18 protein-coding genes and 2 pseudogenes are annotated in these 22,415 nt (G+C 68.2%); 10 read left to right on the plus strand and 10 right to left on the minus strand.

Annotated elements, in window-relative coordinates:
• Window positions 1–21 precede the first annotated feature (21 nt).
• On the minus strand, window positions 22–831 hold the full coding sequence (locus ACH4DX_RS03420; RefSeq protein WP_398153810.1) for a TauD/TfdA family dioxygenase: 810 nt from the start codon (window positions 829–831) through the stop codon (window positions 22–24).
• A 171-nt stretch (window positions 832–1,002) separates the two neighbouring features.
• On the opposite strand from ACH4DX_RS03420, the gene ACH4DX_RS03425 reads away from it, so the two are divergent.
• From ACH4DX_RS03425 to ACH4DX_RS03440, 4 genes are all read left to right on the plus strand, one after another.
• A complete protein-coding gene (locus ACH4DX_RS03425; protein WP_398153811.1) occupies window positions 1,003–1,425 on the plus strand; it encodes an NUDIX domain-containing protein in 423 nt (140 codons plus the stop codon).
• 6 nt (window positions 1,426–1,431) lie between these two features.
• Complete coding sequence (locus ACH4DX_RS03430) at window positions 1,432–2,595, plus strand: helix-turn-helix domain-containing protein (protein WP_398153812.1); 1,164 nt, start codon at window positions 1,432–1,434, stop codon at window positions 2,593–2,595.
• A gap of 711 nt (window positions 2,596–3,306) precedes the next feature.
• Window positions 3,307–4,299, plus strand: a complete 993-nt coding sequence (locus tag ACH4DX_RS03435; RefSeq protein WP_398153813.1) for a hypothetical protein — start codon at window positions 3,307–3,309, stop codon at window positions 4,297–4,299.
• A 41-nt stretch (window positions 4,300–4,340) separates the two neighbouring features.
• On the plus strand, window positions 4,341–4,811 hold the full coding sequence (locus ACH4DX_RS03440; protein WP_398153814.1) for a GNAT family N-acetyltransferase: 471 nt from the start codon (window positions 4,341–4,343) through the stop codon (window positions 4,809–4,811).
• 2,282 nt (window positions 4,812–7,093) lie between these two features.
• On the opposite strand, the gene ACH4DX_RS03445 is transcribed toward ACH4DX_RS03440, so the two are convergent.
• Window positions 7,094–8,059, minus strand: a complete 966-nt coding sequence (locus tag ACH4DX_RS03445) for a hypothetical protein (protein WP_398153815.1) — start codon at window positions 8,057–8,059, stop codon at window positions 7,094–7,096.
• Between the two features lie 219 nt (window positions 8,060–8,278).
• Between ACH4DX_RS03445 and ACH4DX_RS03450 the strand changes: the two genes are divergently transcribed.
• A complete protein-coding gene (locus tag ACH4DX_RS03450) occupies window positions 8,279–8,794 on the plus strand; it encodes a hypothetical protein (protein WP_398153816.1) in 516 nt (171 codons plus the stop codon).
• A 106-nt stretch (window positions 8,795–8,900) separates the two neighbouring features.
• On the opposite strand, the pseudogene ACH4DX_RS03455 reads toward ACH4DX_RS03450, so the two are convergent.
• From ACH4DX_RS03455 to ACH4DX_RS03465, 3 genes and pseudogenes are all read right to left on the minus strand, one after another.
• Window positions 8,901–9,389, minus strand: a pseudogene (locus ACH4DX_RS03455) (recombinase family protein); the annotation flags it as partial.
• A gap of 42 nt (window positions 9,390–9,431) precedes the next feature.
• Window positions 9,432–9,953: an NUDIX domain-containing protein gene (locus ACH4DX_RS03460; RefSeq protein ID WP_398153817.1), complete on the minus strand. Its 522-nt coding sequence runs from the start codon at window positions 9,951–9,953 to the stop codon at window positions 9,432–9,434.
• Window positions 9,950–11,215, minus strand: coding sequence for an XRE family transcriptional regulator (locus ACH4DX_RS03465; RefSeq protein WP_398153818.1), 1,266 nt, complete (start codon window positions 11,213–11,215; stop codon window positions 9,950–9,952). Before ACH4DX_RS03465 ends, ACH4DX_RS03460 begins: the two co-directional genes overlap by 4 nt.
• Window positions 11,216–11,448: 233 nt before the next feature.
• Between ACH4DX_RS03465 and ACH4DX_RS03470 the strand changes: the two genes are divergently transcribed.
• The gene (locus tag ACH4DX_RS03470) at window positions 11,449–11,877 is read left to right on the plus strand and encodes an ATP-binding protein (protein WP_398153819.1); all 429 of its coding nucleotides are present in this window, start codon (window positions 11,449–11,451) and stop codon (window positions 11,875–11,877) included.
• A 247-nt stretch (window positions 11,878–12,124) separates the two neighbouring features.
• Here ACH4DX_RS03470 and ACH4DX_RS03475 read toward each other — a convergent pair.
• From ACH4DX_RS03475 to ACH4DX_RS03485, 3 genes and pseudogenes are all read right to left on the minus strand, one after another.
• Window positions 12,125–12,262: pseudogene (locus tag ACH4DX_RS03475) on the minus strand (monooxygenase); the annotation flags it as partial.
• Window positions 12,263–12,323: 61 nt separating this feature from the next.
• Window positions 12,324–12,881: a GNAT family N-acetyltransferase gene (locus ACH4DX_RS03480; RefSeq protein ID WP_398153820.1), complete on the minus strand. Its 558-nt coding sequence runs from the start codon at window positions 12,879–12,881 to the stop codon at window positions 12,324–12,326.
• Window positions 12,872–14,116, minus strand: a complete 1,245-nt coding sequence (locus tag ACH4DX_RS03485) for an XRE family transcriptional regulator (protein WP_398153821.1) — start codon at window positions 14,114–14,116, stop codon at window positions 12,872–12,874. Before ACH4DX_RS03485 ends, ACH4DX_RS03480 begins: the two co-directional genes overlap by 10 nt.
• Before the next feature lie 348 nt (window positions 14,117–14,464).
• On the opposite strand from ACH4DX_RS03485, the gene ACH4DX_RS03490 reads away from it, so the two are divergent.
• From ACH4DX_RS03490 to ACH4DX_RS03500, 3 genes are all read left to right on the plus strand, one after another.
• Window positions 14,465–14,668: a hypothetical protein gene (locus tag ACH4DX_RS03490; RefSeq protein WP_398153822.1), complete on the plus strand. Its 204-nt coding sequence runs from the start codon at window positions 14,465–14,467 to the stop codon at window positions 14,666–14,668.
• 382 nt (window positions 14,669–15,050) lie between these two features.
• A complete protein-coding gene (locus ACH4DX_RS03495) occupies window positions 15,051–15,563 on the plus strand; it encodes an NUDIX domain-containing protein (protein ID WP_398153823.1) in 513 nt (170 codons plus the stop codon).
• A 127-nt stretch (window positions 15,564–15,690) separates the two neighbouring features.
• A complete protein-coding gene (locus tag ACH4DX_RS03500; protein WP_398153824.1) occupies window positions 15,691–15,942 on the plus strand; it encodes a hypothetical protein in 252 nt (83 codons plus the stop codon).
• Window positions 15,943–16,119: 177 nt separating this feature from the next.
• On the opposite strand, the gene ACH4DX_RS03505 is transcribed toward ACH4DX_RS03500, so the two are convergent.
• Together ACH4DX_RS03505 and ACH4DX_RS03510 are read right to left on the minus strand one after the other, a co-directional pair.
• Complete coding sequence (locus tag ACH4DX_RS03505; RefSeq protein WP_398153825.1) at window positions 16,120–16,572, minus strand: hypothetical protein; 453 nt, start codon at window positions 16,570–16,572, stop codon at window positions 16,120–16,122.
• Window positions 16,573–16,701: 129 nt separating this feature from the next.
• A complete protein-coding gene (locus ACH4DX_RS03510) occupies window positions 16,702–17,619 on the minus strand; it encodes a hypothetical protein (RefSeq protein ID WP_398153826.1) in 918 nt (305 codons plus the stop codon).
• A 716-nt stretch (window positions 17,620–18,335) separates the two neighbouring features.
• Here ACH4DX_RS03510 and ACH4DX_RS03515 point away from each other — a divergent pair.
• On the plus strand, window positions 18,336–22,118 hold the full coding sequence (locus ACH4DX_RS03515; RefSeq protein ID WP_398153827.1) for a hypothetical protein: 3,783 nt from the start codon (window positions 18,336–18,338) through the stop codon (window positions 22,116–22,118).
• The last annotated feature ends 297 nt before the right edge of the window (window positions 22,119–22,415 follow it).

Genomic DNA, 22,415 nt, shown 5'->3' on the forward strand with positions numbered 1-22,415 from the left:
CGACATAAAACCGGTGGCGGCTCATCGCTGGGCCCCGGCGATGGACGGGAGCCGCTCGCGGGCACCAACGGGGGCGGGGGTGAAGCCGTCGGGCATTGGAAAGCGGGGCTGCCCCAGCGCGCGCCAGCACACACGGTCGCCGGTGAACCCGGTCCGGGCGTGCAGCCAGCGACGGTTGTCCAGCAGATAGCCCTGCCCCGGCTCCAGCCGCACCGTGGCCTTGTGACGAGTGATCGCGGCCCGCAACTGCGGCAGATAGGGCTGCACGATCGGGCTGAAGCGGGCCAGCCCGTCAAGGCGCAGCCGCACTGCCATGGTGTGGTCGGCGTGGGCCGTGAAGACCTGGCTGGGGTGCCCGTCCCCGGCGCCGAAGTAGGCGCTGCGCGGCTGCGCCAGCGCGGTGACCGCTTCGTGCGAGACGGTCGTCAGGTCCGCGTGCACGGCACGGCCGTCGACGAGCACGCACTCCCCGCCCGCCTGGGCAGCCTGCCCGCACACCAGCAGCATCAGGCGCGGTGGGCACGGGATACCGGAGCGCTCGGTGTGCGGGCCCAGGGCACCGTGACCGAAGCCGGCGAACCCTGCCCGGTGGGCGTGGTGGCCGGTGTCGCGGATCGTGGTGATCCCGTCGGAGTCGGAATCCCGGTGCTCGGTGACGGTCATGATGCGGCTGGCCAGCGCCAGGACGTCCGTACGCGAGGCAAGCCCGGTGACCGTGACCAGACCGTGTTCGCGAAGGTGGGCCGCGATGCGCGCAGGCACGTCGGGCCGGTGAGGGTCGATGCGATGGCGGGCGAACACGTCACCGGGGTGGGCGGAGGCATGGCGCATCGCGGGACTCCTTCGCGTCAAGGTGGTGGTGCACCAACTGTTGGGAGCGATCGACCGACGGGTAAAGCGACAGATTGTCGACTCGGGTAATTCGGCCACACGGGCAGCGAGTTGGTTGCTGCGTGCTACGTTCCGAACACCCGCGACCGGCCGCGACTTTCGAGGACTGCGATGGCGTACGTACCGCCCACTTGGCCCGTCTCCGTCAAGGGCGTCGCCCTGGACACACAGGGGCGCGTGCTGCTGCTCAAGAACGAGCGCGAGGAGTGGGAACTGCCCGGCGGCCGCCTGGAGCCCGACGACCCCACCCCCGAGGTCACCGTCGCGCGGGAGATCAGTGAAGAGTCCGGATGGAGCGTCAAGGCCGGGCCGCTGCTGGACGTGTGGATCTACCAGCCACTGCCCGAGACACTGCCAGAACGCCGCGTCGTGATCATCACCTACGGCTGCACCGTCCTGACCCCCGACGCCGCACCGGCCCTGAGTCACGAGCACAAGGAGATCGGCCTGTTCGCCGCCGACGAGGTGCCCGGTCTGACCATGCCCGACGGCTACAAGCAGTCCATCGCCGCCTGGTACCGGCGCAAAGGCTGAGCGGCCATGGGCGGCGAGCTGGCGCGGCGTCCCTCGGCCCACCACGTGTTGTGGCACTGGGCCACCCCACAGGCCCAAACGGTCCTGGCGACCCGTGATCTGGGCGCCATCCTGCGGTTCTACCGGGCCGTGAACGGCCTGAACCAGACCGAGCTGGGCACCCTCCTCGGCTACGACAAGACGACCGTCTCCGCGATGGAACTGGGCAAGCGTGCCGTCAACGACACCGACGCGCGCCGCCACGTCGCCGAGCGCTTGCGCCTTCCCGCGCACATCCTCGGTGTGACCGACCCGGCCGACACAGACCACCGCGCCATGCTCCAGTTCGGCGAGTCCGCCGTCCGCCTCGCCGAGATCGCCCGCCAGTCCGGCCACGCCTCCGAGGCCGTCGCCGAACTCTGGCCGCTGGTGGCCCGGCTGGAGGCCCGCACCGAGGACGGGCACGCCGAGCGCGACGTGCTGCGCCTGCTCGCCCAAGCGCGCGTCGGCCTCGGCGTGGCCCTCGGCAACGTCCTGCCCGAGGAACGCCTGCCGACCGCCGCCCGCTGGACCGCCAAGAGCCTGGAGATCGCCCGCTACTTCGACGACCCCGCCTTCACGTCCAACGTGCTGCGCATGCACGGCAACGAGCTGCGCAAAGCCCGCCTGACCGGCGCCGCCGTCCAGCGTCTCCAGCACGCCGCCACCATCGCGCCCGACCAGGACGCCTGCGCTGCCGTCCTGCCCCTGCTCGCCCGCGCCGCCGGAGCCCTCCACGACGGCCCTCTCTTCGACGCCGTCCTGCGTGAGACCGACCAGCTCCTGGACCACGCCGAGCACACCAGCATGTTCAACCCGTACGCCCTGCACGAGATCCGGCTGCGCGGCCTGATCGCCACCGGCCGCACCCGCGCCGCCATACAGCTCGCCGACCAGGCGCCTGCCCCGACCATGGCCGTGGCGCCGCAGTGGCGCGTGATCGAGCTCGTCACCGTCGCCCACGTACGGCTCATCGGTGACGACGGTCCCGGGGCCGCCGAGTGCCTGAACGGCGCGCTCGGCGAAGCCGTCCGCCAGCGCCTCCCGCACCAGTTGCAGCGCATCATCCGCACCGCCGCGCACCGCCTGCCCGACGTGCGTGACGCCGCCGCAGCGGCCCTCGACCGTATGCGGCAAGAGATGGCCGCGTGACCGCCTCCCACGGCTGCACGCCGTATGTCGGAGATACGCGGGCTTGCCCGCCGCCGACGGCGGGCAAGCCCTGGCGCCCCTCACGGGTGGGACGGCGCCGAAGGTGCTCGCGAGCACACGGCCGACCGCGGTGCTGCACGACACCTGGACTTGGTGCCCGCCGAGAGCTGCACTGGATCGCATGAGAGATCACCGTCCGCCTCGTCGTAAGTCAGCCATGCACAACTGCCTGCTCCTGCCTAAGGGTTGATAATGCGGAAGATCTGGAAGCAGGCTCAGTTAAGAACGGCGGGCAACGGGCGGTAACCCCATGAAGGGGCCCTACGGTGGGTACATACAAGGGGGGTGCCGCCGTCGACGGAGGGGCACATCATGGATCTTCCGAAGTCACCGGCGGCGCTTCCCGCCGCTCTCAGGGCTGACCCTCGCGTCGCTGGAGCGCTCGCCCGCCGTGACGTCGGCGCAGTCTTCGACCTCGCTCACAGCGAGGCGGGTATCAGCTTCAACAGGATCGGGGAGGCGTGTGGCATCCGGCCCGAGTGAGTCAGTCGCCTGGCCAAGGGCGACGGCAGCGTGACCACCCTGCAGGGCCTGGAGAAAGTCGCCGACGGGCTGCGGATTCCGGGCCGGGACTTAGGCTTGGCAGCAAGGCCATGGGAGAGACAACCCGCCTCAACTCACCAATGGCACACGGAGGATGGAGACGATCCGATGAAGCGCCGTGACGCTCTGCGCGGCGCGCTCGCTGCCGGTCTGGCAGGTTCCGGGCTCGCCGCTTTAACGACCACCCGCAACGACATTGACGCCGCCCTCGCCGCCGACCACGGCTCCGACCTCGGGTTCTGGGAATCCACCGCCGAGCGGTACGGCTACGGCTACCACGGGCAGGCCCCGGACGAAGTCCTCGCCGACATGCTCGACGACTTCGACGAGCTCAAGTCCCTCCTGGCTCAGCGGCACACCGACAAGGACCGTACGACACTGTCCCATGTGACCGGACGGATGGCCGGGATGGTCGCGATCATCCTGCACGACATGGGCCAGCACCACGAGTCCCACCGGTGGTTCGCCACCGCGACCCGGGCCGCGAAGAAGTCCGGGGACCAGCTCCTGCACGCGTGGGTGCTGGGGCGTGAGGCGATGGTGCCGCTGAACTTCGGCGCCCCGCAGGCCGCCGCCAAGCTCGCCGACCAAGCCCGCTACCTGGCCGGGGACAAGCCCAGCGCCGCCGCCGCGCTCGCGTCCGCTGTCGCCTCCCGCGCCTACGCCGTCAGCGGCGACCACGAGAAGGCCCTCGCCGCCATCGCCGACGTGGAACGGCTGGCCGACCGGCTCTCCCCGCAGCAGCACGCCGACACCTGGTTCGGCTACCCGATGCAGAAGCATCACGTCCACATGAGCCAGGCTCTCACTGTCCTGGGCCAGACCCGGCGGGCCTACGAGACGCAGAAGGAGGCGCTGGCGCTGTCGCGTGCCCCGTCACTGATGACGCGCGCACTCATCGCCATCGACACGGCCTCCTGCCACGCGCACGACGGCGACCGAGCCACCGCCGCCCACCTCGCCGCCGCCGCGTACGGGCAACTGCCCGCCTCCTACCGCAGCGGCCTGACCCGTACGCGGGCGCTCGCCCTGTACCGGACCCTTCCTGCCGATACCCCTGACATCGGGCAACTCGCCGACGCCCTGCGCCTCGCGAGCTGAAAGGCCGTGATCTGCACTCACGCTGACCGGGTACTCAACCGATGACCCCCGACCTGCGACGGGCCAAGGCCGACGATGTGGCGGAGCTGGTCCGCATGCGCAGCACTCTGCTCCTGTCCCGCCCGGTGGATGCCCATTGGACGGCGGTCCTGACAGAGGACCTGCGCGAGCGGCTGACCAACGACCCGCTGTTCGCCGCGTTCGTCATCGATGCCCCCGACGGCCGGGGCTTGGTCTCCTCGGCTCTCGGTATGGCCTACCGGGTCTTGCCCGGCCCCCGCTACCCGAAGGGGCTGGCCGGGCGGGTCCACGCGGTGGCCACCGAGTCCGCCTACCGGCGGCGAGGGTACGCTACGGCCGTCACGTCAGCCCTGGTCGACTGGTTCCGTGACCGGGACTGCACTCTGTTCGAGGTGTACGCCAAGGGCGACTCCGCCGGTCTCTACCGAGCCCTCGGCTTCGAGGCCGACCCGGCGTGCATGCGGATGTCCGCCGTCCTGCCCGAGTGCTGACGAGGTGACGAGGTGACGCCGAGCATGCGCGCCGGCCAGGTGCTCACCATCACCTGCCGCGGTTGCTCCTTGGCGAATCTTGCCCCGATGCCGTTGCCGTGCGGCAACATCGTTCGGCATGAATGAAGTCTTGTCCGCGCTGGCTGGCGCAGCGATCGGCGGTGCCTTTGGCTTCGCTGGAGCACTTGCACAAGCTCGCAGCGCCCGAGCCCAAGCTGATGCCTCCCGGGCGGCGGCGAAGCATCAGGCGGACACTGCTCACATGCAGTGGGTGCGTGGAGGGAGAGGGGCGGCCTGCTCCGCGTTCCTAGCCCTGACACTGGAGTTGAGGGACCAGACCTTCCATTTCAACTGCGAGAGGGAGCGGGTTGCCGAGTATGGCGGCGTTCGGCGACGCCGCCGCTACCGGCGGAATAGGTCTCGCATGGAAGCCGAGATCAGCGAGACCTTGAGACGTATGCGGGACACGTTGGCAGTGATCGAGCTATACGGTCCACAAGAAGTGGCCAACGCAGCGCACACAGTGGAGCGTGCTTGTGTGAATCTGTCCATGTGTGCTGAAGGGTGGGTAAGGGACGCTGGTCTTCCCCAATTTGACTGGAACACAGATCTCAGCGCAGTGATGCAGGCGCAGGGGGTGTTCGCAGATGCGGCGAGACCGCACCTCGATATCACCTCCCCATGAGCCCTCCACCAGTCTCTCCGAGCAGTGGCCTGGGATGCCCGCCACAGATCTGCTGTTGGCACGCTTCGGCAGCGACGGAGGATGTGATCTCTCAATGCCTCTACTAGTCACCCCGCGGCCAGCGACGGTCAAAGGGAGGGTCTAAGCAAGGGCTTGGCCCAAGTAGAGCTCGTGCACGCAGCCGTCAGTCTTCCTCGTCGTCTCCTCCGGCTCGAGGCCCCTCGGCCCGCTGTATCGACGCACCTTGACCTCCCTCCGGCCGCGCGAACGACTTCATGAAGAAGCGGCCGCAGAAGCAGAGCAAGACGGTGTACCAGGCCGAGAAATTCTCGATGGCTACAGGGAGAAGCAGTAGGTCGCGACGACCGGTGCACGATCACCTGAGCTGTGGAGCTGCACGCGGGTGAGAAGTTCGCGACGGGCCACGACGCCTGTTCTCGAAGACTGCAAGGTGAACCACCTGCCCGAGGTCATCGTGTAGTTCGGCAATCCGGATGACGTGTTCAGCCGCTCATGCGGCCGGTACGCGTAGGTCGCCTACCTGGGCGGCTGGGAGATGTTCGACAACTTCGTCGACGACGAGGATGACGACTTCTTCGGCAAGGGCACAGCAAGAAGCCCGGTGGTCGCTACGAGCGGAAGACGCAGGTCGCAACGCTCAGCGGTGACGACCCCGCCCGCTGGCCTCGGTGAAGGACGCAATGCGACTCGATCCAACAGCGCTTCATGCGCATCGTGTTGCTTCCTGGCACCGCCGGGTGTTGTCAGTCAAGGCCGTCACAATGTGGTCCACGGCCTATCGGGCTTCCGCTGGACACAGCGGCGGCCCCCTGTGCCCGCAGGAGGCCGCCAAGTGAAGTGAAGGACCGGAGCACCCTCTAAGAGGACAAGATTCCCGCACACCACGAGCCTACGGGCCACCACTGTCAATGCAATCACTGCCCCCGGTACCTCGACGGCGCCGCCCTTGGCCATAAGCCCGTCGAACAGGGACCGGCGGCAGGCCGACGGTTGTTCCGACGCCTGGTCAGCACCGCTGGTGACGAGACGGTACGCAACATGGTCAAGGCCAGTACCACCGGCGTGGCCTACGCGATTCTGTGGTGGATAGAGCAGCACTGATCTGCCTGGTCGGGGCCACCAGCTCATGGCCCCGACCTTCGCTCAACGATCGAGAAGATCGTGAACGTCGGAGAGCAGCCGACGAGGACCTTCGTATGGGCCACCCGGCCCTGATCGTCGCCGCGAGGAACGCCGACCGCTGCCCCGCAACGCGGCGGTCCGTCTCCCATGCCCGAGGGGGCGCCGACAGCGCATACATTCAGCCATTGTCGAATCGCCTTGGAGGGCGTGCACGACACTGCCCTATCAATCCACGCAGATTCGGCGGGAGAAGCGCAGGTCAGCGCCCTACCACCGCCGCGAGGAGCATGTCCGACAAGTCGCCCAGTTGATTAACTCGCCGTTCCGGGTGTCCGAATCCCACCGCCCGGTGAGGCCCCTGGAGCAGTAGCCCGGGTAGCTGCCGCAAGCAGTTTGAGGTGACGTCGAGCGCGCCGCTGGCCAGGTACTCGACGTCACCTGCCGCGGAGCGGTGCTACTTCACCGTGAACAGCAGTGGAAGGAACGGGACGAGGACGGTCAGGCCAGTCACGAAGGCGTTGCGGTGGATCACGGCGGCAGCAATTCCGGCCGCCGCGATAGCGACGGGCGGGGAAAGACGCGCCGCTGAGGCTCCCAGTGCCACAGTCCCCATGCACGCCAGGGAGAGGCACAGGCGAAGGAGTTCGTGGCTTCGTTCGTAGCCGTTGAGATGTTCCTCGTCGAGAAGGGCGCCGAGGCGTTTGTCCACGTACCGGTCGCATATCTGGAGGGTGAGCCGCCCTAGTTCCTTGGCGCCTTCCTCTGGGCTCTCGTCGAGCTGCTGTTCCGCCCTGCGCAGTGCAGCTGCAACGCGCCCCGCGTGGGCCTTAGCTTTGGCCTGGCGGTTCCAGTTCAGAGGAACCGAACCGCGCAGGAATCGCGCCCAGCGCACCCGCATGATCGTGAGCCCTATGGACACATCTGCCACGTGGGTGTGCTCGGGGCCGGGGTTCCGCACGACGTCGGCGCATTGTCCGATTAGGCCGACCCAGACCGCGAGTGGCCGGAACGCCAGAGGTGTGCCCATCCCGGAGTACCGCAGCACCGTCATCGTTGGCCGTACGAGCAGGATCGGCCAGAGGATGACGGCTGTCATCGTGGCGACCTGAGCGAGGCCCATCAGCCCCGAGGAGTTCAGTGGGGGCGGATTGGCCGAGTCAGGAAGGGCCAGCGACGGGACGTTTGAGAAGACCAGGTCGGCGGTGACGCGAGTAGCCAGCCACCACTCGAAGACGACGATGGGGACGGTCGCGAGCCGCGCAAGGAGCCTGCCCTCGTAGTAGAGCCGCAGATGAGCGCGCGTGCGAAGCGAGACCGGGCCGATTCCCAGGATCTCGGCGTCATTGCGCAGCTTGCTTATCGCTTCGTTTGCCTGCGACCGATAGCGCAGAGCCACGCGGCTCCGGACGGCAGCAATCATGCGCCGAGGATGACACGCCGTGACTCCCTTCGCTCAGCGTTCGCCCGCACTGTGACGGTCAGCACGCGCGCCGGCAGGGTGCTCGGCATCACCTGCTATCAGATGCCTCTGGTGCGCCGTCGATCGAGACAGGTCGACCATTCTTAACGACCGTGCTTGGTATCCGAATTGAGAGAAAATTCCGGGCGTGGGGGTAGGCATGGCTGCCAGACTCCACCCATGGACGCCTTGAGGTTGCGAGCAGCGGTAGCGAAGCTGCCAGACGACATCAGTGTGAGCATGGCCGCCCATCATCTCCTCGGCCGGGCAGTTCAAGCTGAGGCCATGATGGATAGCGTGATCGCAGCACGGCTTGGACGGTCGATCGCCGAAGTTCTTGTTCTCCATGGCAAGGTGATCTCGCAGATGAGCATCAACGCGAAGCTCTCACTGCTCCAAGAGATCATGGAGGGCGAAGGATGGGGCGACGATTTCCCGTTCGTCGTCCCGGTCCTGCGAGCACTCTTCGCTCTCCGCAACAAGCTGGCGCACTCCCTGCCCTTCGGGTTTGCTGAGACGCCACTGGCCCAACCGGCTGCCAGGTTTTGGTCTGCACGCCGAGGCAACGTGAAGATCGAGGAAATTACCGTGTCGACCATCGTTGGCATGGTCCACTCGGCTCAGCACGTGATCGGGGTGGACATGAACTTTCTCCATGTCCGGGCGCTGCCTGACTCCTATTGGACGGAGATGTAGTGGCGCTTCGTTCTTTCGGTAGAGCTGGGTGGCGACTCGGAGCACGGCAACTATGCGGGTGGTCGCCGTCATCTGCTGTGGTCGGTGCAGTCAGCCCCCGACTCGCCTACCGCGCACTCGCTGCGAGTTGGTGAGGCGTGCCGCTGGCGCGCAGTTCTTTCAGATCGGGGATGTGGTTGTAGAGGGTGCCGTGGGAGACGCCGAGCAGCTTGGCGATGCTGGTGATGGAGTGCTCGGGGTTGGGGAGCATGTCGCGGGCAGCGCGGATGACTTCCTCGGTAGCGACGCTGGGGCGTCCGCCAACGCGGCCTCGGGCTCGGGCGGCCGCCAAGCCCTCGTTGGTGCCGGTGATGATCAGCTCGCGGATGAACTCGGGCAGGGCGGCGAAGACGTGGAACACGAGCCGACCGCCGGGGGTGGTGGTGTCCAGGTTCTCGTGCAGCGAGGTGAAGCCGATCCCGCGACTACGCAACTCGGCGACCATGTTGATGAGTTCCTGAAGGCTGCGGCCGTAGCGGTCGAGCGAGGGGACCACGAGAGTGACGCCCGCGTCGATGAAAGCGTGGCACGCCTTCAACTCCGGGCGGAGCGCGTTCTTGCCGGACTTCTGCGGGCATGACGGGTGCGGTCCTGTTGATCACATGAGGGGCGCGCCGTCGCGGAGGTACAACGCCCGTCCCGCGTCCAGTGCTACCAGAGCGTGCTCGAACCGGCTCCGGGTGCGGTCCCGGAGGCGGCCGGTGGCTTCGGCGGCTGTCACGAAGGCGGCTTCGGACAGCTCGTCGTCCCGTGGCCGCAGCCGGTCGGCCTGGTCCTCGTCCAGGACGCCGCCGTCGAAGACGAAGGCGAGCTGATCGTCCCAGGGGCCGTGCGGGGCCACCCAGTCCACCACCAGCAGCCCGAGCGGCGTGACGCGTAGGCCGAGTTCCTCCACCAGTTCGCGGCGTACCGTGTCCTCCGGTGGCTCGTTGGCCTCCGCCATCCCGCCGGGCAGGTCCCATCCCGGTTTGTAGGTGGGGTTCACCAGGAGCACATGGCCGGACGGGTCCCGCAGCAGTACATCGGCCGCCACGCGCTTGCGGGCCTGCTTGGCGTTGCCCTCCGCGAGATACGCGTTCCACGCGTCGGCATCGGCGGGATCGGGTGCTGTGGGCCTCATGCGGTCGTGCCTCCCGGGGGTGGCGGAATCAGGTCGGCCAGCAGGAGCATTCTGGCGCGGCGTGCGTCATCGAACCGCGCCAGGTACTCCCGGACTGGTTGGCGACCCCGGTGCGGCTGCAACAGCCGGCGTAGCCCGTCGAGCTGCTGCACCACCCGGACCGAACCGAGAGTCGGGCTCGTCCTGAGCAGGTCGTGGCCCACGCTCACCGCGGCGTCCAGGTTTCCCTGGCGCACGTGGATGTCCACCAGGGTGATTCGGCTGAGAGCCAAGGACCGCGCCCGCCCCGCCTCGCGCAGCGCAACAGCTCGTTCGGCGTGTGCCAGAGCCTCGTCGTACTGCTCCAGGTCACGCAGGATCAGAGCTGACTCGCTGGCCAGCGCGGCGGCGTCGAACGGGCTCAGCCACGGATGATCAGCAGCGGGTGAAGCCTCCAGCTCACGGTGCGCGACCTCCAGTGCGTGGGCGGCCGGGGTGCGCTGAGCCGCGACCGCCAGCGCACGCGCCTGCATGGTGTGCAGCCGCGCCGTCAACGCGGGCACGCGAGGCCCCTGTGCGGCCAGGTCGAGCCCGGTCCGCGCCCAGCCGACAGCCCCGGCCGCATCCCCGGTCTCAAGGGCGAGGTGGCTGCTGCTCGCAGCGACGTGCGCGGCCAACGGGAGGTCACCAGAGGCGCGGGCCAAAGGGAGAGCGCGGGCGAAGTGCCGGGCCGCGCGGTCGTCATGCCCCGAGTCGTGGGCCATCCAGCCCGCCATCTCGGTCAGCGCGGCTGCGGCGGCGAACACCTGCGGACCGCTGCCGATGTCGACCAGCCGGGGCGCCACCCGGTCCGACAGATGCCGGACGACAGCCCCGTACAGCCTGCCGCCTCCGGTCTGCCGGTCAGCGCTGCGGAAATGATCCATCGCCACCAGGTCGTCACCGTCCGGCGGCGGCCGGTCCGTCCGCTCGTGCTCGGCGGTCGCCGGCGCGGGCTCCCACGAGCGTCGAGCCAGCCCCAGCAGACGGCCGGGGATGTGGAAGGCGTCGGCGATCTGCTCGAACAGGGTCAGCTTCTCCACCCAGCTCTTGCCGTTCATGTAGTCGTACAGCCGCCCCTGCGTGATGTCGACGGCGGCAGCGATGCGCCGCGTACTGACACCCCGCGCGTTGAGCATCCGGAACACCGCGCCCATGTCCCGCTCGGCGCATGCATGGGACAGGCGTTCATCTCCGAGCAGACCGGCGACAACCTCGCGCGGGTCCGGTAACAGACGGTCCATCTGCGACTCCCCCGGGTAGCGAATGGAACCGATGCTAGGGCCAACGCCGCTGGCGCGACTTCGCAATGGAGTCACCTTCTGGAGTCTCCCCGTCCCCTTCTCCACGGGTTGACTGACTGCCAGATGCCGGAAAGCGCACCCGTGTACGCACCTCGGCGCGGCCTCGCCCGTAGGTTTCTGCTCCGAGGCACGCGGGCGGGGCCTTCCCCAGCCGCCCAGACCAAGGCGTGACGATGACCATGACCAACGAGCGAGTCGGACCAGGCCAATACCCGCGCCAAAGCGTCACGCTGGTGAGCGAGGCCGCCGCTGTTCCGGTGGCGCGTCAGATAGTCCGGAAGGCCTGCGCGGAGTGGGGCATGGACCAGGGCGCCGCAGAGACCGGCACGCTCCTGATCTCCGAAATCGTCACCAATGCAGTCCGCCACGGTCACTCTCACAGCGTCCGGGTGATCGCCGAGCAGCCGCGCCCCGACCGGCTCCGCGTAGCCGTGGTCGACAAGTCCCGCCGCATGCCCGAGCTGCGCATCGTTGGTCCGGACGCCATCGGCGGCCGTGGCCTCCTCCTGATCGACGCCCTCTCCGACCGCTGGGGAGCCGATCTCCTTCCCTGGGGCAAGCGGGTCTGGGCTGAGGTCGCGACCAAGGTCGGCGACCAATGACCGGGACGGCCGGCTGTTACGACCCCGGCCACAGGGACGCGCCCTCTGCGCGCATCCATCTGTCGGCCGTCGGCAGCGCGCGGGACGGTCCTCGCACCCGAAGGGGACGTTCACACCAGTTGCCCCGGCTGAGCCCCTCTCGCCGTCCGGAAGCCCCGGCGGCGGTTGCCACTGTCGGATCACCTGAGAGACGAGGAGACTCATGCGACAGCCCTTGACGTCACTGGATCAGGTCAAGCCCTGGGGCGGGTGCCTGTGGGACGGTTGCGCCGTACAGGCCCAGGTCGCCCGCGAACTGCCGCTCGTGGCCGAACACCAGGCGCCGTACGGTGGAGTGCATCCCGTCGGCACCGACTACCAAGTCGAAGCGCCTTGGCGCATTCCGGGACAGCCAGTACGCGAGTGCGAGCCCTGCGATCCCGGCACAAACTGAGGTGGGAAAAGGCTCAGCGTCGGCCTTCCGGCCTCGCTGTTGCGGCGTCTCCATGAGGCCGGGAGAGCTGTTTGGCCATGACGGCATATAGCGGAGCATCGTCGAACGGTTTCGACTCGCTGACCCTACTGTAACCCCACCCTTCGTACAGGGCGATGACGCCGGGGTGTGCAGTGTCGACGAACAACGTCGCATAGTGGGCGTACTGAGTACCGAGAAGAGCGTCATGGAGTGCTACTGATGCGCCGGTCTTCCTCCATCGTGGGTCCACCATCAACTCGGAGACAGCGAAAACTCTGGTCTCGGGCGTCAACCACACAGGGTCTTGAACGCCGCGCCACCACCCGCCAGGGTTGAAGGCGGCACCGTACGCATACCCGACAGGCTCCCCCTTCTCGAAGCCGACCACGCATGCCCAAGTCTCTTTCGCGGACCATGCGTCTACGAATTGCGCGAACCGATCGCGAGAGTGAAAGTCGTCGTGCTCTTCTGCGTACACGTCGTCGTGAATGTCGAGGAGCAGAGCCCTGATGTCCTTCACGTCTTCGTAGCCGTAATGCTTCAGGTCCATTGACGAGACCTCTCGACCCAGTCGGTAACCTCAGGCGCCTTCGATCCCGATTCCTGAAGGGCGCGGCGGACCTTCCCGAGCATGTCAGTGGCGCGCTTGGACCCAGATCCCTGAGGTAGCATGTCGTAGGCCTTGAGTCCCGTGCAGCACGCCAACTCCAACTCTCCCTGACGTGCCTGCGAGAGTGCCAGGTGAGTGGTGTAGAGGGCGCGGTTTCGAATCATCTCCGGGCGGATCGAACTCAAGGTTTTATGGAATAGAGCCTCCGCGCGATCGTATTGGCCCAGAGCGAACCAGATGCTAGCGCCGAGGCCGCAGACTTCGCTCTGGTCGTAGAAGGTGATCCACTCTGGCCGGTCCGTTTCCGTGGCGCGACTGAAGGAGGTCTCGGCGGCGCTGAGAGCGCGGATGCAGGTACTGCTTTGATTCATCCTTGCCAAGGATCGAGCATTTCGCATGTGGCCCAATGAAGCGTACAGCGGATCTCGCCGTGCAATAGCTAGGGATTTCATCACGTCTGCTGCGGCGGCTCCTTCTGCGAAGTCTTCGCGCTGACATGCAGTCATGGCTAAGTGATTCCAGACTTGATATTGCGTTTCGCTGTCTCCGGATAGACCGGCGAATGTCACGGCTTTCTCAAGATGCGTGCGAGCCCGCCTGTGGGATCTTGCGTCGATGGCAGCGAACGCGGCTGAGCAGGTCACATCCGAGGCGAGGCGATGCAGCCGCTTGCGGACACCGCCCGATGTGGCGCCACGACACAGGGACGAACGGATACGGAGAGCTAGTTCCGTTGCGTGCGTCTCAACGCCTTGGAGACCTCCGACACGCCAGTCCTCTTCCAGGATCCGAACGTACTCATCGTGGAACCGGTCGACGTCACTGAGGCCGAGCCGCTTGCCGGAAGGCGCAGCTATGGCCAGAGATGTGCCTCCCGCGGTGGCCAGAAACTTACGGCGGTGCACGTCGTCCTCCGGTCGCCCCGATCTCTGCTTGCCTCTCACAACGAAGCCTAGGTCTGGTGCCGTCGCTTGCAGAACCCTCTCGATGCAAAGCCTGATCCGGTCCTGCGGCCACTTCGTATCGGCCCGCAACCAACGCCGCACGTCTGCGTCGGTGACTCGACCCAAGGATCCCGTCAGCTTCTCCAGCTCGGCGTTGACGAGCCTCGCCAACTCGGCCTGCCCGATGTCGAGTTTTCTCATGCGCGCCTCTAGTGCGGCGTTTGCGTACACAGTCCGACGGTAGCGAGCTGTCACCAGCCAGTGACAGCCCACAGGTAAAAATCACCGGGGGCATGCGATGAGCTGCCTCCGAAACCACCTGTCCCACAGGCGCCGAGGCCCCTTGACTGAGTGACAGAAAACCTCTCCCCTTAAGGCGGTCGAGAACATGCAGTCGGGAGCGTGTGTCAACGGTGATGGTCAGAGCGTGGAGCGGACTGACGGTGCGATGGCGCCCGTCCGGGACATACGAGCGCTAGGCCCTCAAGAGTTGGTGACGTGGCGCCCGCCTGGCGGGTTCGTCGACACAGCACACGCGGACCTGGACACCGTCGCTGACTCGCTGTGGGGCTTGCTGTGATGCCCGAGCTGCACGAGACGGTGTACGACTCGAAAACCAAGCGAGTCGGTGAGGTCATGGACACCGCATGGGGGATAGTCCAACTCCGCCCGCTGCATGGCGGCCAGGAGTGGGACGCCGACACCAAGGACCTGTCTCGCGCGGTCTCGCTCGAGCGGCCTTCCTCGGACCTCTCCGCCGTCCTGGAGGAGTGGGACCGGTGAGACTGCCGTTACTCCGGTGCATCCCCGCAGCCCTCCAGGCCAACGCTCGTCGAACGCCGGACGTACCTCAGCCCGCCCACCCCGCCGTGCTTCCGCCGGCTCCCGTGATGGCGCCGGAACGACGAGACCGGGGAACTCTCCTCCGCGGCAGTGATATCTGCGGCGGCAGGTGCGCTGCCTGCGGCGCACCTACGCCCGCCCCGTCCCGCCCCGCATAGCCCCCGTGCCGGGGTTGCCCCCCACTTCCCCCGCACGGATGGGAGTAGCCGTTCCACGAACCCGCACATGGATCAGGCTGCGCCAGCGGCGGGCTTCCGGCTGACCGTCGGTGGCAGCCGGAAGCCCGTCACCGCCCTTCCAAGCCAGCACCCAAAGGATTCAGATGGACAAAGACGTGAGTCTGTCAGCACCGCCGCGCCGAAGGATCGGCGCCGTCGCGATCATCCTCAGTCATGCGGGACATGTTCTCTTGGTGGATCCGCACTACAAAGACGGCATGATCCTCCCCGGCGGGGGAGCAGAGGAAAATGAGTTACCGCATGCCGCTGTAGCGCGGGAGGTCGAGGAAGAGACCGGACTCAAAGTTGTTCCCAGGCGCCTCCTCATCATCGATGTCGTTCCGGAGAACGTAGAAAACGACGTGCGAGAAGGCATCAATTTCGTCTTCTACTGCGGGACGGCCGACATGGAAGCCCCTAGGCTGACTGCCCCCGGCGAGCTGAAAGGCTATCGATGGGCACAGCGATCAGAACTTCCGGTCTACGCCATGCGAAACCAGTACCGCAGAATTCGTGAAGCCCTCTTGGTGCTCGAAGAGGGGAGCCCGGTACGGTACTTCGTACACGGTCAGCGCGTAGACGTGAACGTGGACGGTATCGAAAGGGTTATCTCGTGAAGACGCATCCGGCGGCGACGGGACAGACCGCGGCCAAACCTGAGTGCGGCTGGTGCGGCATGATCCGCTGCCCGTACTGCAAGGGAGTACAGCCCTCGCTGACTCCCACCGGTTCAAGGGATGGGAAATGATCGGCCCTACGTTGCCTACACCCGACTACTTCGACACGGAAGAGCGCAGCGAGCTGTCCGAAGCGGGGCGCGAACTGGTGGCCATCCTCGAATCCCTGGGAATCACAGAGCTGGACGACATGAACATCGTTGAACCGTGCCAGCACGCGCCATGCCGGGGCACAGCTCTGAACCTCGGCAACCTGAGAGTCGATGCGGTCCGTGATCTCGTCGCGAAGCTCAAAACACTCGCGCCCGTAGACCCCTAGTGGATACCTACCGCCAAACGACTCGTGCCGAGGCCTTCCAGGCTCCACGAATGCTCTGGCTCGACCTTGGCAAGGAACACCTGGCCGCGGAAGCGTAAATGGAGGTGGAAGAAGGACGGGTGAAACTCTGCGGGCCGCTCCTCGTGTGCGGCCCGCAGAGCTCGTCACCATCGCTGGTTACAGGTTCGTCCACTTGTGGGAGGCGACGTTGTCGTTGATCGACTGGCCGGCGCCGGTGCCCGTTCCCGCGTCGAACGGGTAGGGCGTGAGGTCGGGGATCTCACCACCGTTGTAGACGCCGCGTCGCGCTCCCGAGTAGTTCGGGCCGTAGTACAGCCAGACGTCGTCCAGGGCGCCGGGATAGCCGAGGTTCTTCAGGGAGGAGATCTGGTTGCGACAGGCACCCCAGTTCGTGGAGTTGCCGACGTAGGCGGCGCAGAAGTTCCTGAAGTGGGTGTCGCGGAACAGGTGGAGTTTGCCGTCGGCCTGGGCGCCCGTGGGGGCGGCGGGGGTGGCTGAGGCGGATGTGGTCCGGCCGGTGTCGGGGGCTGCCTGGGCGGCGGCCGGGAGGAGCCCGGTGCCCAGGGCGGCGAGGGTTGCCCCCAGGACCAGCGTACGTGACATGCGCATGGCAATACCTTTCGTAGTGAGGTGACCGGCCCGTCGTCATGAGGTGACCGGCCGGTGATGAATGGCCGCTCTCTGTTCTTTCTGTTCTTTGTGCGGATGGTGCGTCTTCGGCCGCCGTGTCCCGACGTGTCAGCGCGTGTCGTCGATGACCTCGTCGGCACGGGGCAGGGCTCCCCGCTGAAGCCGTCGTGCGGTGTCCAGCGCGGAGCGGTACTGGTGGTGGATCCGGACCGTGTGCGTCCGGTCCAGTGCGTGTGCCGTGCGGGCCAGTCCGCTGTCGGCGGCACAACGGGCCTCGGCGACGGCGAGGCGGATCTCCTTCCGCTTCGCGAGTGCGGGTTCGCCCGGGCGCGGCAGCGCGTCCTTCCGCAGCTGCGCGGGGCTGGCATAGCGATGGCCGTTCGCGCGCATGCAGCGTGCCCACGGCTCGACGGCGCGTGCGAAGGCCGGATCATCCATGACCTGTCCGTGCCGTATCCCGGGAAGTGAATCCAGGGTCACCCTGGCCTGGAACCAGGCGGCCAGATCACCGTAGAGGACCCGCTCGGCATGTGACTGGCAGCCTTCGGCGCTGCGTTGCAGCACCATTCCGTCCGGGGCGTGAGCGGTGACGCCCTTCGTGTCCCGGCCGTGGGCCGCCCGCAACGCCTGAGCCCTGCGGTCCGCCGGCAGGGAGCGGAAGTACCGCTGATTGACGTCCTCCTCGCGGACCCGGGTCAGCTCGCGCTGGATGTCACTGCCGTAACCGTGTTTCCGCGCCCAGGCGACATCGTCCAGCACGTAGGGGAACTCCCGGGCCTGCGGAACGGGATCCTGCGGAACGGGGCGGTACACGAAACCCCGTTCGCGCATGCAGTCACGCAACAGGAGCTGTTCCGCCCGGTACAGCCGGCTCTTCTCCTGAGCCGTCAGGTCCCGTACCACGGAGCCGGCGTCCCGGCCGGTCTGCGGCGGTCGCTGCTCCGCCACGACGACCCCGGCACCCGCGGCCACACATCCGACGGCCACCGCGAGGAGCACCCCCTGCTTCACCCTCTGCCTTGTCACGATCACCTCACCTCCTCCTCGGCCCGGGACCGCTCGGTGCCCGTCAGCCAAAATTGCCGTCTCCAGTGGCGCCCAGTAAGGCCATCCGCCGCGCCTTCCGGGGCTCGGGGTGGTCGGTTCCATGCTCATTGCGAGAGCTGCGGTCAAGTGTCGACATAGCGACTCCCTGTGGGTGTTTGTTCGCCGTACGGGTGAGCTTCGCGAGGTGCGTGACTCGGTGATGCTGACGGCGAACACCAGACTCAGGAACGCTCGAGTTGTTCGAAAGGCCTGGTGGTGAGGCCCGGACAATCGGACAACTGCGGGCCGGGGCACGGACGGTGCGGCACAGGCCCGACCGCGGCCTCGCCGCGAGCCCGCGCCGGCCTGCAACGACCAACAAGGGCCCGAGCCGGCGTGAACCCGGCTACCGCTACCCGGCGCAGGGCAGCGCTTTGCGCCAATGAACGCCGCAAGGGCCTCTTGGCCCGCCAGCCTTGCTGTATCAAGGCTGCACTGACGTGCCCGTGGGAAGGCCTCATCACATCCGTGTGCGCCCCAGCCACCCCAGCGGCGCGCATCAGGCTGCGGCACGAGGGGCTTCGGTGAACAAACCTCGACACGAATCGACTGAGGACGGCAGGCAGCCTTCCGCGACCCTCCAGCCGCAGGTATCACGAGTTCGCAGTGCTGGCGTAGGGCGTCCGCAACGTCCCGTCGACCCGGCCACGGGACCGGTGGCCAAGCTGGCCTGGGAACTGCGGGAACTCCGCGAGCGGGCAGGCTCACCGCCCTATCGAACGCTGGCCAAGAAGGCCCATTTCGCTGCCAGCACACTGGCCGAAGCGGCCAAAGGCGACCGGCTGCCGACGCTTGAGGTGACGCTCGCCTACGTACGGGTGTGCGGCGGCGATCCCACGACGTGGGAGGCCCGTTGGCGGACGGCCGTACGGGAGCTTGCCAACGAGGCGGTGGACACGGCCGACACCGACTGCCCCTACCCGGGGCTCGCCGCTTACCAGCAGCAGGACGCCCGGTACTTCCGGGGCCGTGACGAACTCACCGAGCAGGTGAGCGCCGCAGTCCAGGAGTCCGGCGCCAGCAACCTCACCGCTGTCTTCGGCGCTTCGGGCGCCGGCAAGTCGTCCCTGCTGAACGCCGGTGTGCTGCCCCTGCTCCCCTCGCACTGGCGCACTTGCCGGATCACGCCCGGCACCCGGCCGCTGGCGGAGCTGGAACGAGCCATGGCCCGACTTCTCCCGGCCACCGGCACGTATCAGGACCGGCCCAGTGCACCTCCTCCCGAGCTGGCGGCCACCGCACCCTCGCATGCAGAGGCGCGAAACGCAGCCGACGCTCCCCAAGGCGGCATGCTGCTGACCATCGACCAGTTCGAGGAGGTTTTCACCCTCTGTCAAAACACAGCCGAGCGGGACGCCTTCCTGACCCGAATCGCCGACCTCGCCCGCGCCCCTCACCAGCAACTGCGCATACTGATCGCCGTACGCTCCGACTTCTACGCCCACTGCTCCGCACACCCGGCGCTGGCCGCCGTGCTGCGCTCCAGCCGCCAGTTGCCGATCGGGCCGCCGGACGAGAGCGAACTCCGCCGGATCATCGCTGGCCCCGCACGGCAGCTCGGTGTGGAACTCGACCCCGAGCTGCTGAGCACCCTGGTGAGCGAGGCCACCGGGCACCCCGGCGCGCTACCGCTGCTCTCGCATGTGCTGCGCCAGACCTGGATGCGCCATCAAGGACAGCGACTGCGCCTGAAGGACTACCAGTCCAGCGGCGGGCTGCGCGACGCGGTGGCCCAGACGGCCGAGGCGCTGTACGCCGCGGCAGAGCCGGCGCGGCAGCGGACCATGCGTCGGCTCTTCGTACGGCTGACGGCACTCGGTGACGGCACGGACGACACGCGACGGCGCATCAGCCGTGCCGAACTGTCCGGCCTCGCAGAAGCCGACGAGATCAGCGCGCTCCTCAACGAACTGGCCGCCGCCCGCCTGATCACCCTGGGCCAGCACACTCCGGACAGCGTGGAGGTCGCCCACGAGGCCGTCATCGCCGCCTGGCCGCGGCTGCGCGGCTGGCTGGCCGAGGACCGCGAGGACCTCCTCACCCACCGCCGGCTGACAGAGGCGGCCCTGGACTGGGAGGACTCCGACCGTGACCGCGAACTGCTCTACCGGGGCGCACGGCTGGCCACCGCCCGCAGCTGGTCCGAGCGCCATCCCGGCGGTCTCAACGCCCACGAGCATGCCTTCCTCACGGCCGCCTCCCGCGCCGACCGGCGGCGCAGCCGTCGGGCGTGGCAAGCCGTCGCCGCCATGGCCGCGTTGCTCGCCCTCGCCGTGATCGCCGCGCTGCTCGCCGCCGACGCCGAACGTGAGGCCACAGACCAGCGCAACAGAGCCCTGGCCGAGAAGGTCGCCGCCCAGGCCGCCGACCTGCGGCGCGTGGATCCCGCACTGGCGGCACAGCTGAGTCTCGCCGCCTACCGGCTGCACCCTTCCGCGGCCTCCCGCACCTCCCTGCTGAGCGCCTTCTCCGCACCGTTCGCGACCCGGCTGCGCCAGGAGGTGAACACGCTCGCCTTCACCAGCGACGGCAAGCGGATGGCCACCGGCGGCGACGACCGCCGCATCCGGATCTGGGACGTCAGCCGCCCGCACCGCCCGCGCGTCGTCGCCACCGCCCCCGGCGCACAGCCCGAGGACGTCGAATCGTTGACCTACAGCAATGACGGACGTCTGCTCGCCAGCGCGGCCTACGACGGATCCGTACGGATCTTCGACACCTCCACCGATCGGCGCCCGACCCTGCTCGCCGGCTTCGCCGCGCACCGCCAGGCGGTGTGGCGGACCGCGCTCACCCACGACGGAAGGACTCTGGCCACGGCCGGTGCCGACGGCAAGGTCTGCCTGTGGGACCTCTCCCGGCCGCGCTCACCACGGCGCGTGGCGCGTCTTGCCCCCGGCGGGGGATCGGTTGGCGCGATGGCGCTGAGCCCGGACGGACGTGTGCTGGTGACCGGCTCCGACGACGGCACGACCGCAGTGTGGACGACGGCCGATCCGCGGCGCCCCCGGCTGGCGGCACGCCTGCCAGGGCGCGACGGCGCCGTCTCCGGGGCCGCGCTGAGCGCCGACGGACGCACGCTGGCAGCGGTCGGCGCGGACCATCACGTGCAGTTGTGGGACGTCACCGAGCCCGCGAGACCCCGTGCCCTGCGCACCCTTCGCGGACACACCGCGCCCGTGCTCGCCGTGGCCTTCAGTCCCGACGGCAGGGCGCTGGCCACGACCGGCTGGGACTTCGCCATACGCCTGTGGGACGTCACCGACCGGCGCCACCCCCAGGCCATGGAGAAGATCACCCTGCACACCAACGCCGTCCTGACCCTCGCCTTCAGCCCGGACAGCCGCACCCTCGCCTCTGCGAGCATGGACCACACAGCAGCTCTGACCAGCGTCCCCGGCCCCGTCCTCGCCGGCCACGGCGGAGCCCTGTCCACCGTGGCGGCAGAAGCCCAGGGACCACTCGCCCTCGTCGGCAGCGAGGACTTCACCGCTCGGCTGTGGCAGACCGGCACCCGTGCGTACCACCCCCGCCCGCTGGCCGTACTGACCGGACACCAAGGACAGGTCAAGGCCGTGGCGTTCCACCGCAGGGGACATACCGCTGCCACCGGCAGCATCGACGGCACCGTCCGCCTATGGGACATCACCCGGCAACGACGCCCCGTCACCACAGCAACGCTCGAGGCGGGCATGGAGATCCGCACCCTCGCCTACGACAAGACAGGCGACCTCCTCGCCACCGCCGGCGGCGGCACCCCCAGAACGCGGCTGTGGGACACCCGCGACCCACGTCGCCCCCGCGCGGCCGGGACCCTGGAGGAGGACGCGGGCTCGCTCGCCCTGGCCTTCCATCCGCGCAAGGACGTCGTGGCGCTCTCCATCCTGGACTCCGTGCATCTGTGGGACGTCGCCGATCCCACCCGGCCCCGCAGGCTCGGTGATGCGACAGGTCACACGGACAACATCCAGGCGCTGGCGTTCCACCCCGACGGGCGGAGCCTGGCGACGGCGGGGCTCGATGGCACGATCCGCCTGTGGGACATTCGTGATCCCTTCCGCCCGCGTCAACAGCACGTGCTGCGCGGTCATGTGGGAGCAGTACAGGCAGTGGCGTTCGCGCCGGACGGAGGGATGCTGGCCACGGCGGGCCAGGACGGGACCGCACGGCTGTGGCGGCTTGCCGCCGGGCGGGCCGAACCGTACGCGACGCTGCTGGGGCACGACGACCGCGTGCACGCCGCGGTGTTCACCTCCGACGGCGTAACCGTACTGACCGCGGGCGAGGACCGCACCGCCCGCCTGTGGCCCACCCGGCCCGAGCCAACCGCACAGCGGATCTGTGCCCTGGCCTCACCTCGCATCAGCCCGAACCAGTGGCGGCGCTACTTCCCCGGCATCGGCTACCGTCCTCCGTGCCCGAGCCACGCCCAACAGTGACCCGGGCGGACTCGTCCGCCGGCGCCGCGACATCGTTCAGGAGGAGCGTGCGGGGTGCTGCCTGACCCGGCGATGGAACTGCCGACGGTACTGGTCCGAAGAGCGAAGCCCCGGTCGGGAGGCCGTGCCGCACCCGCAGCGGGGAGCGCGCGACGAAGTACCACACCGCCCGCTTCATCCCCTGGTCCGCCCGTGGGCCATCGACTCCCGCGGCCGGGACGATGACGAGCTGATGCCTGTACGCGTCGGCGGAACCAGCACCACCACCAGCAGCGGATGGATGCTCACCTTCGGGCT

Source organism: Streptomyces sp. NPDC017940 (assembly GCF_044328435.1).
GTDB lineage: Bacteria > Actinomycetota > Actinomycetes > Streptomycetales > Streptomycetaceae > Streptomyces.